The sequence below is a fragment of the Streptomyces sp. PH9007 genome, assembly GCF_059813725.1.
On the sequence record NZ_CM187440.1, the window covers coordinates 917,848 to 934,117 of the forward strand.

Genomic DNA, 16,270 nt, shown 5'->3' on the forward strand with positions numbered 1-16,270 from the left:
CACGGTCCTCTTGCGTCATTGCCAAAGGCAGAACGGAAAGCTGTCAGACCAGTCTAATGAAGGGCTGATCCCTGTCCAGCCTTACATTCATTCGATCATTACCCGGTGAACTCTATGTTTCGTAAGACCCTTCCTCGGTGACCGCAGAGGATTCCAGGGCGGCGCCGGACCCCGCCGCCCGGTACCTGGCCGCCTGCGCCATCCGCCCCATCCGCTCCGCCATCCGCGCCAGCAGCAGCCGCACCTGCCCCGCCAGCTCCGGATCCCCCGCCTCGCCCGCCAGCCGCAGCGCCTCCTCACCGCTGCGCAGCGCCTCCTGCGGGCGGCCCGCGTACTCCTGGACGGTGGCCAGATCCGCCAGCGCCGCCGCCTGACCGCGCCGGTCCCCTCCCCTGCGGTGCGCCGCGGCTGCCGCCCGCCAGGCGCGCAGCGCCTCGGTCCAGTGCCGGGTACGGGTGAGGGCCGCCCCGATCCGCCCGTGCAGCCGGGCCACCGCCGCGGGCTCGTCGCGCGACTGCTGGATCGCCAGCGCCCGCCCGTACCAGTCGGCCGCGCGCTGCCAGTCCGCCAGTTCCGCGTAGGTGTCACCGACCGACTCCAGGGCCCGGGCGGCGAGCGGGCCGTCCGGACCGCCCCGGTCCGCGCGCGCGGCATCCAGCGCCGCCCGGTACCGCTCCAGGGCCAGGACGGGGCGGCCGACCGCCAGGTCCAGATCGCCAAGACCCAGCAACGCCGCCGCGCGCTCCCCCGCGAGACCGCGCCGGGTCGCCACCTCCAGCACCAGTTCGTGCAGCCGGTACAGCTCGGGGGCCGCGCCGTCCCGGTCGTGGTGTGCCAGCAGGGCACCGGTCAGCGCCCCGATCAGCCGCCGGGCCAGGGTGTCCAGATCCCCGCCGTCCGCCACCGCCATCCGGGCGGCGGCGGTCAGCGCCGGCAGCCGGGCGGCGAGCCAGCGGGCCGCGTCCGCCGGGTCCTCGAAACGCAGCGCCGCCGGGAGCCCGGACAGCCACTGCCGGGCCGGGCTGCCCAGCGGCTCGGTGACGGCCTGGCAGGCGCGCAGCCGGCGCACCGCGCGCTCCAGCATCCTGGCCCGCGCCAGCAGCACCTCGGCGGGTCGTTCCCGGGTCCGCAGCAGGATCCGCAGCAGCGGATCGAGTGCACCGGGAACCCGGTACTCGCCGCGCTCACTGCCGGGCGGGGCGGGGCGCACCAGACCCAGCAGCGCGAAGTTCTCCAGCGCCCCGCGCGCCGCGCCCAGCGCGCAGCCCGTGAGCGCGGCCACGGTGTGCGCGTCCAGTACTCCGGAGGGGGCCAGCGCCATCAGCCGCAGAGTGCGGGCGGCGCCGGACGGCAGCGCGGCGTACACCAGCCGGAAGGCCAGGGCCACCGGGTCCTCGGCACCGCCGAGGCCGTCCGCGTCATCCGGTCGGGTGATCTTGGCCAGGGCTTCGGCGATGGTCGACTCGGGGCGCATCGCCAGCCATCCCGCCACCAGCACGACGGCGGCCGGCAGGCCGCCGCAGGCCACGATCAGCCGGTCGGCGGCGGTGGGGTCCACGGTGATCCGGATCTCCCCGGCGCCGCGCCGCAGCAGGCTCAGCGCGGTCGGCGGGTCCAGGGCGCCCAGGGTGCACGGACGGACATCGGGGATGCCGGTGAGCGGGCCGCGCGAGACGGCGAGCACCAGGCAGTCGCGGGTGTCGGGGATGAGCTCGGCCAGCTGTCCGGCGTCCTTCACGTCGTCGAGCAGCAGCAGCGCGCGGTGTCGGGCGAGGGCGGTACGGAGCACATCGGTGAGGTCGTCCTCGTCCGCGCCGGCCGGGGCCGGCACGTCCAGGGCCGTCAAAAGTTCGCGGGTGACCCGCTCCAGGGGAACCGGTTCGCCGCCGGGATCGGTGAGCCGGGCACGCAGCAGGCCGTCCGGATAGCGGCCGGTGGCGAGCTGCTCCTGGGCGAACTCCTCGGCGAGGGCGGTACGGCCGCTGCCCGGGCGGCCGGCCACCAGCAGCACCCGGCTGCGCGGCGCGGGCCGGCCTGCCATGGTGTCGAGACCGGCCCCGTCGATGTCGGCGCGCAACCGCGCGAGTTCGCTCTGCCGCCCGAGCAGTCCCCCGAGACCGGGGGACCCGTCAACCGCCGCTTCCGTCACTGCGCGCCCTCTGCTTCGCGTGCGTGGTGAGTGGTGAGCGCAGCGTATGCCACCGGGGGCGTGCGCCCCGCCAGGACACGGGCCCCCGCACCGGGCCCGGGCCTCCCCCGCCGTGAGCGGGGCGCGCGGCGGGCGCCGGAGGGGAGCGGCGGCGTCCCGGTGCGGGCAGCGGACCCGCACCGCGTGGCGGAGCATCCGACGGGAGCGCGAACCGGATCAGCGCCGCACCCCTGCCGGAGCCGGAACGGCGCACGGCATCTCGCCGCGCGCCGTCCGCCCGGGACCGGAGCGGGCGGACGCGCCCGGCGGCGGGCGCCCGCCACGACGGCACGGCCGGTACGGGCCTACGCCGGGAACGGGCGCGCCGGCCACGGCGCCAGGGCGGGCCGCAGCGCGTCCTCACCGTCCCCCGCCCGGGCCGCGGCGAGCGCCAGCGCGCCCACCACCAGGCAGTTGTTGTGCAGTTCCCCGGCCAGCACCCCGCTCAGCAGCTCGGCCAGCGGCACCCGCGCGTGATCCATGTCGGCCTCCTCCTCGGAGACCGCGTACCGCTCGCCCTCCGCGTCGGACAGCCCGCGGGCCAGGAAGATCCGCACCGCCTCGTCGCAGCCGCCGGGCGTCGTGTACACGTCGGCCAGCACCCGCCAGTCCTCGGCCTTGATGTGCGCCTCTTCGTACAGCTCGCGCTGGGCGGCGTGCAGCGGGTTCTCGCCGGGCACGTCCAGCAGACCGGCCGGGATCTCCCACAGCCGGGCGCGGACGGGGTGCCGGTACTGGCGGATGACGACCACCCGGTCCTGGTCGTCCAGCGCCAGGACGGCCACCGAGCCGGGGTGCACCTGGTAATCGCGGCGCACCACCGACCCGTCCGGCATCACCACGTCGTCCGTGCGGACGCTCGTCTTGTTGCCGGTGAAGGGGGTGGCGGTGGCGTTCACCGGCCAGGAATCGGGGGTGTCGCGCAGTTCGCGGGGCATGGTCGGTCAGGAGGCCTTTCGCTCGACGGCGGCCTTCACCAGGCCGGCGAACAGCGGATGCGGACGGGTCGGCCGGGAGCGCAGCTCCGGGTGGGCCTGGGTGGCGACGAGGTACGGGTGGGTCTCGCGCGGGTACTCCACGTACTCCACCAGCTTGTTGTCGGGCGAGGTGCCGGAGAAGACCAGCCCCGCCTTCTTCTCCAGGTCCTGGCGGTAGGAGTTGTTGACCTCGTAGCGGTGCCGGTGGCGCTCCTCGACGTACGGCTCGCCGCCGTACACCTCGCGCACGATCGAGCCCTCGGCCAGCTTCGCCGGGTACAGGCCAAGACGCATGGTGCCGCCCATGTCACCCTCACCGGCCACGATGTCCAGCTGCTCGGCCATCGTGGAGATCACCGGGTGCGCGGTGGCGCGGTCGAACTCGGTGGAGTCCGCCCCCTCGATGCCGGCCAGGTTGCGCGCGGCCTCGATGACCACGCACTGCAGCCCCAGGCACAGGCCCAGCAGCGGCACCCCGTTCTCCCGGGCCCAGGTGATCGCGGAGATCTTGCCGTCCACACCCCGGTCACCGAATCCGCCCGGGATGCACACCGCGTCGCAGTCGGCCAGCTGCTCGGCGGCGCCGCCCGGCGTCTTGCAGTCGTCCGAGGTCACCCACTTGATCTTCACCCGGGCGTTGTTGGCGAAGCCACCCGCCCGCAGCGCCTCGGTCACCGACAGGTAGGCGTCGGGCAGGTCGATGTACTTGCCCACCAGCGCCACCGTCACCTCGTGCGCGGGGTGGTGGACGCGGCGCAGCAGATCGTTCCACTGGGTCCAGTTCACGTCGCGGAACGGCAGGTCCAGCCGGCGCACCGCGTACGCGTCCAGACCCTCGGTGTGCAGCACCTTGGGGATGTCGTAGATCGACGGCGCGTCCATGCAGGCCACCACGGCGGCCTCGTCGACGTCGCACATCAGGGAGATCTTGTGCTTGATGGCCAGCGGCACCTCGCGGTCGGCGCGCAGCACGATCGCGTCGGGCTGGATGCCGATGTTGCGCAGCGCGGCCACCGAGTGCTGGGTGGGCTTGGTCTTCAGCTCGCCGGAGGGGCCGATGTAGGGCAGCAGCGAGATGTGCACGACGAAGACGTTGTCGCGCCCCACCTCGTGGCGCACCTGGCGCACGGCCTCCAGGAACGGCAGCGACTCGATGTCGCCGACGGTGCCGCCGACCTCGGTGATCACCACGTCCACGTCGTCGGTGGCCATCCGCCGTACGCGGTGCTTGATCTCGTTGGTGATGTGCGGGATGACCTGCACGGTGTCGCCCAGGTACTCGCCGCGCCGCTCCTTGGCGATCACGGTGGAGTAGATCTGCCCGGTGGTGACGTTCGCGGTGCCGTCCAGATCGACGTCGAGGAACCGCTCGTAGTGCCCGATGTCCAGGTCGGTCTCGGCTCCGTCGTTGGTGACGAAGACCTCGCCGTGCTGGAAGGGGTTCATGGTGCCGGGATCCACATTCAGATACGGATCCAGCTTCTGCATGGTGACGCGCAGCCCGCGCGCCTTGAGCAGCGCGCCGAGCGAGGACGCGGTGAGTCCCTTGCCGAGCGAGGAGGCGACCCCACCGGTGACGAAGATGTGCTTGGTCGTCTTGTGGGGACTGGAGACAGTGGCCAAAGCGGGCTCCCGTGGTCGCGAGGTCGGATGCGGCTCGGGGGTCCTGCTGCCCTCCGCTCCACGGGCTACCAGCGTATCAGTGAGCGGGCTGTAGCCAGGCGGTACACGGATGGCGCGCGAGGACCCGCGAGGCGTCGTATATTGCTCGGACGCTCAATTGAGCGACGTACATCACGCACGTCCCACGGGGCTGCCCCACCGTTCGACTGGAGATGCAAGTGGCCGGGCGCATCGAGGATTACGCACTCATCGGCGACATGCAGACCGCCGCCCTCGTTTGCCGGGACGGCTCGGCCGATTGGCTGTGTCTGCCCCGTTTCGACTCGCACGCGGTCTTCGCCGGCCTGCTCGGCACGGATGAGCACGGTTTCTGGCGCATCGGGCCCGCGCACGGCAAGGACGTGCCGCCTCCGCCCGCCACCCGGCGCCGTTACGTGGGCGATTCGCTCATCCTGGAGTCCGAGTGGGACACCACGCGCGGCACCGTGCGTGTGACCGACTTCATGCCGCCGCGCGACGACAGCGCCCCGCAGCTGGTGCGGATCGTGGAGGGCGTCAGCGGCCGGGTGCCGATGCGTTCGGCGCTGCGGATGCGGTTCTCCTACGGCTGGGTGGTGCCGTGGGTGCACAAGGTCGACGACCGGACGGTCGCCGTCGCCGGGCCCGACTCGGTGTGGCTGGACACCTCGGCCGAGACGTACGGCAAGAACCTCACCACCTACTCCGACTTCACGGTCGCCCCCGGTGACCGGATCGCGTTCACCATCAGCTGGCAGCCCTCGCACAAGGAGCCGCCGGCGGTGCCGCAGCCCGAGGAGGCGCTCGCCGCCACCGAGGAGTTCTGGCGCGACTGGGTCAGCCACTGCACGTACCACGGTCCGTACCGCGAGGCGGTGGTCCGCTCGCTGATCACCCTCAAGGCGCTCACGTACGCGCCGACGGGCGGCATCGTCGCGGCCCCCACCACCTCACTGCCCGAGGAGATCGGCGGCTCGCGCAACTGGGACTACCGCTACACCTGGCTGCGGGACGCCGCGATCACGCTCTCCTCGCTGCTGCGCACCGGCTACCACGAGGAGGCCCGTGCCTGGCGCGAGTGGCTGCTGCGCGCGGTGGCCGGGGACCCGGAGAACCTCCAGATCATGTACGGGGTGGCGGGCGAGCGGGAGCTGTCGGAGGCCGAGCTGAGCTGGCTGCCCGGGTACGAGAACTCGCAGCCGGTACGGATCGGCAACGGCGCGGCCGGCCAGCTCCAGCTGGATGTCTACGGCGAGGTCACCGAGGCGCTGCATCTGGGCCACATGACCGGCCTGGCCCGCAACGATCACGCCAATCTTCTCCAGCTGAAGCTCATCCGCTACCTGGAGGACCACTGGAACGAGCCGGACGAGGGGATCTGGGAGGTGCGCGGTCCGCGCCGCCACTTCGTGCACTCGAAGGTGATGGCCTGGGTCGCGGTGGACCGCACCGTCAAGCTCATCGAGTCGGGCGAGGTGGACGGCCCGCTGGAGCGGTGGCGCGACCTGCGTGACGAGATCCACCGCGACGTGTGCGAGCACGGCTACGACAAGGAGCGCAACACCTTCACCCAGTCCTACGGTTCGCAGGAACTGGACGCCTCCCTGCTGCTGATCCCGCAGATGGGCTTCCTGCCGCCCGACGACAAGCGGGTCATCGGCACCGTCGAGGCGATCCAGCGCGAGCTGTCCACCCTGGACGGCTTCATCCTGCGCTACCCGACCGCCGGTGACGAGGCGGGAGTGGACGGTCTGGAGGGCGACGAGGGCGCGTTCCTGGCCTGCTCGTTCTGGATGGCGGACGACCTGGCGATGATCGGCCGGGTGGACGAGGCCCGCAAGCTGTTCGAGCGGCTGCTGTCGCTGCGCAACGACCTGGGTCTGCTGGCCGAGGAGTGGGACCCGCGCCGCCAGCGCCAGGTGGGGAACTTCCCGCAGGCGTTCTCGCACGTGCCGCTGATCGACACGGCGCTGCGGCTGACCGCCTCGGGCGCGTACGGCGGCTGACGCCCCGCCCCTAGTACGGCACCGGTGGCCGCCCCGACTCGGAGTCAGGGGCGGCCACCGGCGGTTGGGGGGACGCGTGGTCCTTCGCCTCAGAAGGGGCTGAGGGTCAGCGTGAACTGCTGCGGCGCGTGGTCCTGGATGTAGGACGCGAAGTCGGCGACGTCGTCGAAGGCGAAGCCGTAGGCGCGGCCGTCCTCCATCGCGGCGTGCAGTGCCTTGGCGTAGTGGTGGGTGACGTCGCCCTGGTAGAACGCGGCGGCGTCGGTGACCGGCTGCTCGATGTGGCTGTGCGCGGTGGTGCGGTTGAGGGCGGCGCCCAGGATGGCGGCCACCGGGCCGCGCATCCCGTCGTTGGGGGCGTGCAGGGCGCCGTCGCAGAACAGCACGTCGCGGGTGGTGGGGCGGTCGAACGCCACTTCGGCGGGGCCGTTGAAGACCAGCCGCCCGCCACTGCCCCGGCCGGTGAAGTAGCCCTCGTTCGTACGGACGTTCAGCTGGTGGCCCTCGCCCCAGATCCGGTCGATGTACGCGTCGAAGTAGCCGCTGGGGAAGAGCCCGGCGTCCAGCCCGTGGCTGGGGGCCAGCACCCGTCGGTCGCCGATCACCAGCGGCGCGTAGGTGTCGTCGCGGCCGACCTCGGTGAAGATCTGCTGCCGGCCGCCGGGCTTGAGCACCCCCGCGGTCTGGTCGGCGGTGCCCTGGAGCCGGACGTCCAGCGGGACGCTGAACATGTCGACCATGGTGACGTTGCAGAACATGCCGTCCGCGTTGTACGTGAACTCGGCGCAGTCGTGCAGCACGTCGTAGTTGGGGTCGGTGGGCACCCAGCCGGCGGGGTAGGCCAGCGCCGGGGCGCCGTTGCCGTCCGCCACCGCCTTGAACTTGAGCTTGGCGCCCAGCGCCGTGTAGATCCGGCCCGACATGTACGGCAGGTGCAGGGTGGTGGTGCCGGAGCCGGCCAGCGGGATGGCGTAGTCGGTGAAGCCGTCCGGGCCGTTGTCGTCGAGCGAGATCGGGGCGAGCGCGCCGTCCGGGGTGAGCCGTACCTGACGGCCGTCGACATTGCCGACGACGTACAGGTACACCGAACTGTTGGCCCATTCACCCGTGTTGTTGACGATGTGCACGGGGAGGGTGGCGGCGGTCGAGGGTGGTGCGACGGCGGTGTCCGTGCCGCCGAAGGCCCGGGTGGCGAGCAGTCCGGCGGCCGGGACGGCGATCGCGCCGGCGGCGGCGCCCTTGAGCAGGTTCCTGCGGTTGACCATCGGGATCACACCTCACCGATCTGGACGGAGACATCGTCGAGGAGCAGGGAATGACCGGGCTCGGTGGCCGCGGTGGGGGCGGCGGAACCGGCCGCCGGCCGCCTTGCTTTTTTCATGCGCATGACAGTGCACATCTTCCGTGTGGGGGTGCGGTGTTGCGTCGGACGGGTCCCGTGGGGGAGCTTGTGAGAGCGCTCTCAGGCGTTGCCAAGCACACTGCCGGGGGCGAGCGGTACGGTCAAGGGCCCGCGACTTAAGAGGGTCCTAAGTGTCAGCACACCACCCCACGCTCGAAGCCGTCGCCGCCCACGCGGGCGTCTCGCGCGCCACCGTCTCCCGGGTGGTCAACGGAACGCCCGGCGTACGGGCCGAGTTGCGGGAGCGGGTGCGGCGGTCGGTGGCGGCGCTCGGGTACGTGCCCAACAGCGCGGCCCGCTCCCTGGTCACCCGCCGTACCGGCGCGGTGGGCGTGGTGATCGCCGAACCGGAGTCGCGGGTCTTCGCCGACCCCTTCTTCGCCCAGCAGTTGCGCGGCATCGGCCGCGAACTCGCCGCCCACGACACCCAGCTGCTGCTCATGCTGGTGGAGCGGCCGGGCGACGACGACCGCATCGGCCGCTATCTGGCGGGCGGCCACGTGGACGGCGTACTGATGTTCTCGCTGCACAACGACGAGCCGCTGCCGGCGCTGGCCCGGTCCTCCGGGCTGCCGACGGTCTTCGGCGGGCGCCCAGGCTGGCCGGGCGCCGAGCGGGAGAGCGGACTGCTGTACGTGGACACGGACAACCGCGACGGCGCACGGCAGGCGGCGGAGCACCTGCTGGCGCGCGGCCGGCGCCGGATCGCCGTGATCACCGGACCGCTGGACCAGACCGCGGCGCAGGACCGGCTCGCCGGGTACCTGGACGCGCTGGGACGGACCGCGCCCGACCCGGCGCTGCTGGCGCACGGCGATTTCACGGCGGAGGGCGGGGAGGCGGCGATGGCGCGGCTGCTGGAGACCTCCCCCGATCTGGACGCGGTCCTCGCGGGCAACGACCTGATGGCCACCGGCGCGCTGCGCACCCTGCGCCGGCACGGCCTGCGGGTGCCCCGGGATGTGGCGGTGGCCGGCTACGACGATCTGGAACCGGCCGCCTGGGCCGAACCCGCCCTGACCACGGTCCGTCAGGACGTCCAGCTGATGGGCCGCCTGATGGCCGAACTCCTGCTCCGCCGGCTGACCCCCGCACCGGACGACGGGGCCACCCCGCCGGCCCCGGTGATCACCCCGGCCGAACTGGTGGTGCGCGCCTCGACGTAGGGGCGGCAGCGCTCCGGCGCCCCCGGGTAGCCTGCGGGGATGTCCGAACACGAGGCGAACCGCCACCGTTCCGCCCGGGTGATCCTGCTCGACGGCGCGGACCGGGTGCTGCTGTGGAAGTCCCTCGACCGTCCGGGAATGCCGGAAGCCGGGCATCGCTGGCACACCCCCGGCGGCGGAGTGCGGGACGGCGAGACCCCGGCCGCTGCGGCGGCCAGAGAACTGCGTGAGGAGACGGGGCTGTCCGTACGGCCCCAGGACCTCGGGCCGAAGATCGCGGAAACCTCCGGGTACGCGGACCTCGGCTGGGCCAGGGGCGTCTTCCAGGACGACTTCTTCCACCTCGCGGTCACGGCGCACCACGTGGAGAGGGCCGGCCAGGAGGCTCACGAGAGCCGGTACCTCGCGGGGCACCGCTGGTGGCCCATCGCGGAGCTGGCCGTGACCACCGAGACCGTCCACCCTCTCGGCCTGGCGGACCTGGCCGCCGACCTGGCCGCCGGCCGGGTGCCGTCCACCCCGGTCGTCCTCCCCTGGCACCACTGACCCCGGGCGGCCGGACCGCGACCCGGCCGCCGCCGGGCACCGGACGCCCGCTAGCGGGCGCCGGACAGCTCGTCGTAGACGCTCAGCACCTGCGCCACCGTCGTGTCCTCGGTCGGCCAGGAACGCGCCCTGGCACGGCCCGCCAGTGTCAGGGCCGCCCGGTGGTCCGGGTCCTCCAGCAGGGTGCGCACCGCGCTCGCCAGCGCCCCCGGGTTGCCGTAGGGGATGAGCACCGCCGCGTCACCCACCAGCTCCGGTACGCCGCCCACCGCCGTCGCCACCAGCGGCACCCCGCCGCGCAGCGCCTCCTGCGCCAGCTGGGGCCTGGCCTCCCAGCGCGGTGCGGCGAGCGCCACGTCGGCCGCCGGAAGCAGCCGCCGTACGTCCTGGGCGCGGTCCAGCAGCCGCACCGGCAGGCCCTCGCGTTCGATGCGCCGCTGCCAGGCGCCGCGCTGCGGCCCCTCCCCCGCCATCACCAGCAACGGCTGCGGGTCAAGACCGCGCCAGCCGCGCGCGGCGGCCAGCAGCAGGTCGTGGCCCTGTTCGGCGATCAGCAGCGGCCGGTCGACGACGCCCAGCTCCGCCCGTACCTTGTGCGGCTCGCCCTCACCGCTGCGCCCGGTGCGCTGCGCGGGCAGCGCCACCGGCGCCAGCCGGGCGTCGCGCGCGCCGCGCCGTCGGGCCCGGTCCACCAGGTCGGAGGTGGCGCCGAGCACGACGGAGGCGGCGCGTGCCACCCAGCGTTCGGTCAGCCGGCGCAGCCGCTCCCGTACGCCGTGGTCCCCGGGGCGGGCGTGCCAGGTGACCACGAGCGGGACCGCGCGGCGCCGCAGTGCCAGCGCGGCGACCAGTCCGGCCCGCATGCCGTGGGCGTGCACCAGGTCCGCGTCGCAGCAGATCGCCCGCAGGGTGCGGACGGCGTCGGCCTGGGCCCGTACCGGGAGCGGGATGAAGCGGGCGCCGGTGCCGGCGAAGTCGTAACGGCGCTCGGCGTACTGGGAGGCGCATACCGTCACGCGCACGCCCCGGGCGTCGAGCCCCGCCGCCAGCGAGCGCACATGCGCCCCCGTGCCGGCGCTGCCCCCGCCGAGCAGCTGGACCACATGCAGCTGCGGGGCACGTCCGGCCACTGGCGGCACGACGGGCATGGCCGGCACGCTCCTCTCCTCGACTGTGTCCTGGGTCACTCCGCGGTCACACACCGCGCGGGGCGTCCAGAATGCCAGCTCGCGACGGCATCGCGGTAGCGCGCGCCACTCTCCTGGACTACCGGCGGCGTCCCAGCCGGGCGGCGGTGGCCAGCAGCTCCTCGGCGTGCGCGCGGGCGAGCGCGGAGTCCTCCTGCCCCGCCAGCATCCGGGACAACTCCCGTACCCGGCCCTCACCGTGCACGGACTGCACGCCGCTGCGGGTGACCGACCCGTCGTTGGTCTTCTCGACCACCAGATGCCGGTCCGCGAAGGCCGCGACCTGCGGCAGGTGTGTGACGACCACCACCTGCGCGGAGTCCGCCAGCTTCGCCAGCCGGCGGCCGATCTCGACGGCCGCCTTGCCGCCCACCCCGGCGTCCACCTCGTCGAACAGATAGGTGGGCACCGGTGCCGACCCGGCGAAGACCACCTCGATGGCCAGCATCACCCGCGACAGCTCACCCCCGGAGGCGCCCTTGGCGATCGGCCTGGCCGTGGCCCCGGGGTGCGGGGCCAGCAGCAGCTCGACCTCGTCCACCCCGTGCGGCCCGTACGCCACGGTGCGACCGCCGACCTCGATGCCCTCGGCGGGCAGCGCGGCCTCGGTGTGCCGCAGCGCGACCTCGATCCGGGCGTGCGCCATCGCCAGCTGCGTCAGCTCGTCGGTGACGGCCTCCCCGAAACGCTTGGCGGCCTCCGCCCTGGCGTCGCTGAGGGTCTGCGCGAGCACGCTCAGCTCGGAGCGCAGGGCATCGCGCTCGGCGGTCAGCTCCCCGATCCGCTCGTCGTCGCCCTCCAGCTCGGCGAGCCGGGCGGCGCTGCCCTCGGCCCACACCAGCAGCGCCGAGCAGCCGTCGCCCGCCGCCGTCTCCTCGGGGCCGCCGCCGTACTTGCGGATCAGGTGAGCCAGGGTCGCGCGGCGCTCCTCCACGGCGGCGAGCCGCAGCGGGTCGGCGTCCAGGCCGTCGGCGTAGGAGGCGAGTTCACCCGCCACGTCGGTGAGCAGGATGTGCACCTCGGCCAGCCGGTCGGCGAGCTCAGCCAGCTCGGCGTCGTGGCCGCGCACCGCCTCCAACGCCCGGTGCGCGCCGCCGACCAGCACCCCGGCGTCCACGCCCGCCGGGTCGGCGGGGTCGCCCGCCAGCGCGCCGTGCGCGACGGCGGCGGCCGAGGCGAGCGCCTCGGCGTGGCCGAGCCGCGCGGCCTCCGCGGTGAGTTCGCCGTCCTCACCGGGGCGCGGTTCGGCGGCGGCGATCTCCTCCAGGCCGAAGCGCAGCAGATCGGCCTCCTGGATCCGTTCCCTGGCCAGGGTGGTCAGCTCGGACAGCTCGGCGGAGACATCACGCAGCCGCCGGTACGCCTCGCGGTACCCGGCCAGCGGCGCGGCGACGGCCTCGCCCGCGTACCGGTCGAGCGCCTCGCGCTGCCGGGCCGGGCGCAGCAGCCCCTGCTGGTCGGTCTGGCCGTGCACCGCGACGAGTTCGTCGGCCAGCTCCGTCAGCAGCCCGGCCGGCACCGACCGGCCGCCGACGTACGCTCTGGAACGCCCCTCGGCGGAGACGGTGCGGCTGATGAGCAGCGCACCCTCGTCCAGTTCGGCACCGGCCTCCTCGGCGCGGTGCGCGGCCGGCGCTCCGGGGGGCAGGCTGATGCGGCCCTCCACGACGGCTGTCGCAGCCCCGGCACGCACCAGCGCGGCGTCCGCCCGGCCGCCCAGCAGCAGGCCGAGGCTGGTGACGACCATGGTCTTGCCGGCGCCGGTCTCGCCGGTCACCGCGGTGAAGCCGGTGGACAGTTCGACGATCGCGTCGTCGATCACGCCCAGGTCCTTGATCCGCATCTCCTCCAACACGGATACGACCATACGAGGTCATCGGGGGATGTGGCGACGCCCGGGGTCGAACATTAGTGCGGAGCGCCGCGCCATCCGGCCACCGGCAGGGCGAACTTGGCCACCAGCCGGTCGGTGAACGGCGCCCGGTGCAGCCGCGCCAGGCGGACCGGCACCAGACCGCGCCGCACCTCCACCCGCGCACCGGCGGGCAGTTCGACCGTGCGCCGCCCATCGCACCACAGCACACCCGGCCCGGTGTCCGGGCGCACCTCCACCGCGAGCACCGATCCCGGCGCGGTGACCAGCGGCTTCGCGAACAGCGCGTGCGCGCTGATCGGCACCATCAGCAGCGCCTCGACCTCCGGCCACACCACCGGGCCGCCGGCCGAGAAAGCGTACGCGGTGGAGCCGGTGGGCGTGGCACACACCACCCCGTCCCCGCCGAAGCCGGAGACCGGGCGGCCGTCCACCTCGATGACGACCTCCAGCAGCCGCTCGCGGGCGGCCTTCTCCACCGAGGCCTCGTTCAGCGCCCAGTCCCGGTGGATGACCTGCCCGTCGTCGCTGACCAGCACATCGAGGGTCATCCGCTCCTCGACCTCGTAGGCGCGGGTGACCACCCGGTCCACGACCTGGTCCAGGTCGTCCCGCTCCGCCTCGGCGAGGAACCCGACCCTCCCCAGGTTCACCCCGAGCATCGGCACCCCCGAGGCCCGCGCGAGTTCCGCGCCGCGCAGCAGGGTGCCGTCGCCGCCGAGCACGATCAGCAGTTCGCAGCCGTCGGCCACCCCGGGGCCGGCCTCCACCCACTCCACGCGGTCGTCGTAGGCGCCATGCCCGGGCATCGGCAGGTCCGCGGCCTCCTCGGCCAGGACCCGCACCCCCACCCCGTGCGACAGCAGCCCGCGCACCACGAGTTCGGCGCTGCGCACGGCGGCCGGCCGCCCGGTGTGGGCGAGCAGAAAGACGGTACGCGGCGGGTTGATCGTGGTCACTGGGGCCCTTCCGTCACGGCGCGTTCGACATCGGCGGGGTCGAGTGCGGGTGCGCCGGCGCGCAACCACAGGAAGTATTCGACGTTGCCCGAGGGTCCGGGCAGCGGACTGGCGGTGACGCCCCGCACGCCGAGGCCCAGCTCCGCCGCCCGTCCCGCGACGGCGGTGACCGCCTCGGCGCGCAGCAGCGGGCTGCGCACGACGCCGCCGCTGCCGAGCCGTTCCTTGCCGACCTCGAACTGCGGTTTGACCATCAGCACCAGATCGGCGTCGGGCGCGGCACAGGCGATCAGGGCGGGCAGCACCAGCCCCAGGGGAATGAACGAGAGATCACCGACGATCAGTTCCGCCGGCCGCCCGCCAATCTGTTCGAGCGTCATCTCCCGCACATTTGTCCGGTCCTGTACGGTGACGCGCTCGTCGGCCTGGAGCGACCAGGCGAGCTGCCCGTAGCCCACGTCCACGGCGATGACATGAGCCGCGCCGGCCCGCAGCAGCACATCGGTGAACCCCCCGGTGGAGGCCCCGGCGTCCAGCGCGCGGCGGCCCTCCACGCGCAGCCCGAGCGGGGTGAAGGCCTCCAGCGCGCCGGCGAGTTTGTGCCCGCCGCGCGAGACGTAGCCGGGGTCGTCGGCGTCCTCACGCACCACCAGGGCCGCGCTGGTGGCGACCTGGGTGGCGGGCTTGGCGGCCACCAGACCGTCCACCGACACCCGGCCGGTCTCGATCAGCGTCCTGGCGTGCTCGCGCGAGCGGGCGAGCTTGCGCCGCACCAGTTCGGCGTCGAGGCGGGACAGGCGTCGGCGGGTCGCTGCCACGGGTGGTTCAGCTCCTGGGGGTCACGGGATGAGGGTGCGGGACGTCGAGCGCGGTCAGCGTGTCACGCAGCCCGCGGTGAACATCCTCGTACACCTCCCCATGACCGCCGACGGCGAGGTGATCGGCGTCGGTCAGCCGGGCGAGTACGGCGTCCACACCCGGGTGCCCGGTGGCGCTGATCCCGATCCCCAGCGGTCGCGGCCCCTCGTCCTCCTGGGGCGCCTCGACCGGTTCCGGCTGCCGCGTGGGCGTGGACTCATCCATGCGCCCGACGCTACCGCCTGCCCGCCCCCGAACGCCGTCGCCCCACCCTCACGTCCCGTGGCCCGGCGTTCGGTGGACAGCGACCACGGGGAGCAGCCGGCACGCGGCCGGGGCCGGTGGGCGCCGCCGGCGCGGAACCGGCCACCGTGAGCGCCTCCCCCGTCACTCACAACTCCCCCTGGGGCCCCTCACACTCGACGCGAAAGTTAGGTTAGCCTAACCTCCAGTTCCGGCGTTTCCGAGAGACCGGGCCCCATGACGCTGCCCCGCACCACGCTCCTGCCGCGCCACCGCCCGCCCGGGCGTCACCAGACATCTCGCCGCGGACCGCACCACCGCACGCCCGCCGGGCGGAATCCCACGACCGAAACGAGAGGACACGACACATGACCGCCGCGCCCTTCGAGTTCTTCGATCTCCAGGTGCTCCGGACAACCCGGCTCAGCCCCAGCTTCACCCGCGTCACCCTCGGCGGCGACCGGCTCGGCCGGCTCGCCAGCGGAGGGCGCGACCAGCGCTTCAAACTCTTCCTGCCCCAGCCCGGCGACCACGAGGTGGCCATCCCCCGGCACGCCGGACAGGGCTGGTGGCCCGCCTGGCAGCAGATGGACCCGTCCAAACGCGGCATCATGCGCACCTACACCGCGCGCGAGCAGCGCCGCGGCCCGGACGAGCTGGACATCGACTTCGCCCTGCACGGCGAACACGGCGGCCCCGCGTCCCGCTGGGCCGAGAAGGCCACCCCCGGCGACGCCATCGCCATCCTCGGCCCGGTCGAGGAGGACAACGCCGCGGTCGACTTCCGCCCGCCCCCCGAGGCCGAGTGGATGCTCATCACCGGTGACGAGACGGCACTGCCCGCCATCGCCGGCATCCTGGACTGGCTGCCGCCCGGCATCCCCGCGAAGGTCTGGCTGGAGGTCGCCCACCACGAGGACCGCCAGGAGCTGAGCACCAAGGCCGACGCCGACATCACCTGGGTCGTCCGCGACGACGAGACCACCCTGCTGGATTCGGTACGCGCCACCCACCTGCCCGCCGGGCGCCCCTACGCGTGGATCGCCGGCGAGGCGGGCTCGGTGCGCACCCTGCGCCGTCACCTGGTCAACGACCGGGGCATCGACCGCAAGAACATCAAGTTCACCGGCTACTGGCGCAAGGGCACCACCGAGGACGACCTGATCGCCCAGATCTCCACCGGCCCGGCCAAGGCCGAGGAGAACGACTGACCGGCACCACCGC

The 16,270-nt window shown here is 73.7% G+C and carries 13 protein-coding genes; 4 read left to right on the forward strand and 9 right to left on the reverse strand.

Features of this window, described 5'->3' with window-relative positions:
* Positions 1–112 precede the first annotated feature (112 nt).
* The 3 genes from ACTFAP_RS03965 to pyrG form a co-directional block, all read right to left on the reverse strand.
* Positions 113–2,149 carry a tetratricopeptide repeat protein gene (locus ACTFAP_RS03965; RefSeq protein ID WP_495683486.1) on the reverse strand — a complete coding sequence of 679 codons (2,037 nt, stop codon included), beginning with the start codon at positions 2,147–2,149 and terminating at the stop codon, positions 113–115.
* A 344-nt stretch (positions 2,150–2,493) separates the two neighbouring features.
* Positions 2,494–3,126: an NUDIX domain-containing protein gene (locus ACTFAP_RS03970; RefSeq protein ID WP_390120490.1), complete on the reverse strand. Its 633-nt coding sequence runs from the start codon at positions 3,124–3,126 to the stop codon at positions 2,494–2,496.
* Positions 3,127–3,132: 6 nt separating this feature from the next.
* A complete protein-coding gene (gene pyrG / locus ACTFAP_RS03975; protein WP_200368095.1) occupies positions 3,133–4,788 on the reverse strand; it encodes a CTP synthase in 1,656 nt (551 codons plus the stop codon).
* Between the two features lie 212 nt (positions 4,789–5,000).
* On the opposite strand from pyrG, the gene ACTFAP_RS03980 reads away from it, so the two are divergent.
* On the forward strand, positions 5,001–6,812 hold the full coding sequence (locus ACTFAP_RS03980; RefSeq protein ID WP_495683488.1) for a glycoside hydrolase family 15 protein: 1,812 nt from the start codon (positions 5,001–5,003) through the stop codon (positions 6,810–6,812).
* Between the two features lie 89 nt (positions 6,813–6,901).
* Here ACTFAP_RS03980 and ACTFAP_RS03985 read toward each other — a convergent pair whose 3' ends face one another.
* The gene (locus tag ACTFAP_RS03985) at positions 6,902–8,077 is read right to left on the reverse strand and encodes a beta-1,3-glucanase family protein (RefSeq protein ID WP_495683489.1); all 1,176 of its coding nucleotides are present in this window, start codon (positions 8,075–8,077) and stop codon (positions 6,902–6,904) included.
* A gap of 268 nt (positions 8,078–8,345) precedes the next feature.
* Here ACTFAP_RS03985 and ACTFAP_RS03990 point away from each other — a divergent pair, with 268 nt between their 5' ends.
* Positions 8,346–9,380, forward strand: a complete 1,035-nt coding sequence (locus ACTFAP_RS03990) for a LacI family DNA-binding transcriptional regulator (RefSeq protein ID WP_400013197.1) — start codon at positions 8,346–8,348, stop codon at positions 9,378–9,380.
* 39 nt (positions 9,381–9,419) lie between these two features.
* Entirely contained in the window at positions 9,420–9,926 is a 507-nt protein-coding gene (locus ACTFAP_RS03995; RefSeq protein ID WP_500468252.1) for an NUDIX hydrolase, read from the forward strand.
* 50 nt (positions 9,927–9,976) lie between these two features.
* Here the strand turns inward: ACTFAP_RS03995 and ACTFAP_RS04000 are convergent, their stop codons facing one another.
* The 5 genes from ACTFAP_RS04000 to ACTFAP_RS04020 all read right to left on the reverse strand — a co-directional run bounded on the left by ACTFAP_RS04000 (position 9,977) and on the right by ACTFAP_RS04020 (position 15,028).
* Entirely contained in the window at positions 9,977–11,074 is a 1,098-nt protein-coding gene (locus tag ACTFAP_RS04000; RefSeq protein ID WP_390120559.1) for a glycosyltransferase family 4 protein, read from the reverse strand.
* A 118-nt stretch (positions 11,075–11,192) separates the two neighbouring features.
* Positions 11,193–12,980, reverse strand: a complete 1,788-nt coding sequence (gene recN, locus ACTFAP_RS04005) for a DNA repair protein RecN (RefSeq protein ID WP_500468253.1) — start codon at positions 12,978–12,980, stop codon at positions 11,193–11,195.
* Positions 12,981–13,021: 41 nt separating this feature from the next.
* Positions 13,022–13,945 carry an NAD kinase gene (locus tag ACTFAP_RS04010; protein ID WP_030728207.1) on the reverse strand — a complete coding sequence of 308 codons (924 nt, stop codon included), beginning with the start codon at positions 13,943–13,945 and terminating at the stop codon, positions 13,022–13,024.
* Positions 13,942–14,763 carry a TlyA family rRNA (cytidine-2'-O)-methyltransferase gene (locus ACTFAP_RS04015; RefSeq protein ID WP_495683492.1) on the reverse strand — a complete coding sequence of 274 codons (822 nt, stop codon included), beginning with the start codon at positions 14,761–14,763 and terminating at the stop codon, positions 13,942–13,944. Before ACTFAP_RS04015 ends, ACTFAP_RS04010 begins: the two co-directional genes overlap by 4 nt.
* Positions 14,764–14,770: 7 nt before the next feature.
* Positions 14,771–15,028: a hypothetical protein gene (locus ACTFAP_RS04020; RefSeq protein ID WP_390120508.1), complete on the reverse strand. Its 258-nt coding sequence runs from the start codon at positions 15,026–15,028 to the stop codon at positions 14,771–14,773.
* Positions 15,029–15,414: 386 nt separating this feature from the next.
* Between ACTFAP_RS04020 and ACTFAP_RS04025 the strand changes: the two genes are divergently transcribed.
* The gene (locus tag ACTFAP_RS04025; RefSeq protein WP_390120510.1) at positions 15,415–16,257 is read left to right on the forward strand and encodes a siderophore-interacting protein; all 843 of its coding nucleotides are present in this window, start codon (positions 15,415–15,417) and stop codon (positions 16,255–16,257) included.
* Positions 16,258–16,270: the final 13 nt, after the last annotated feature.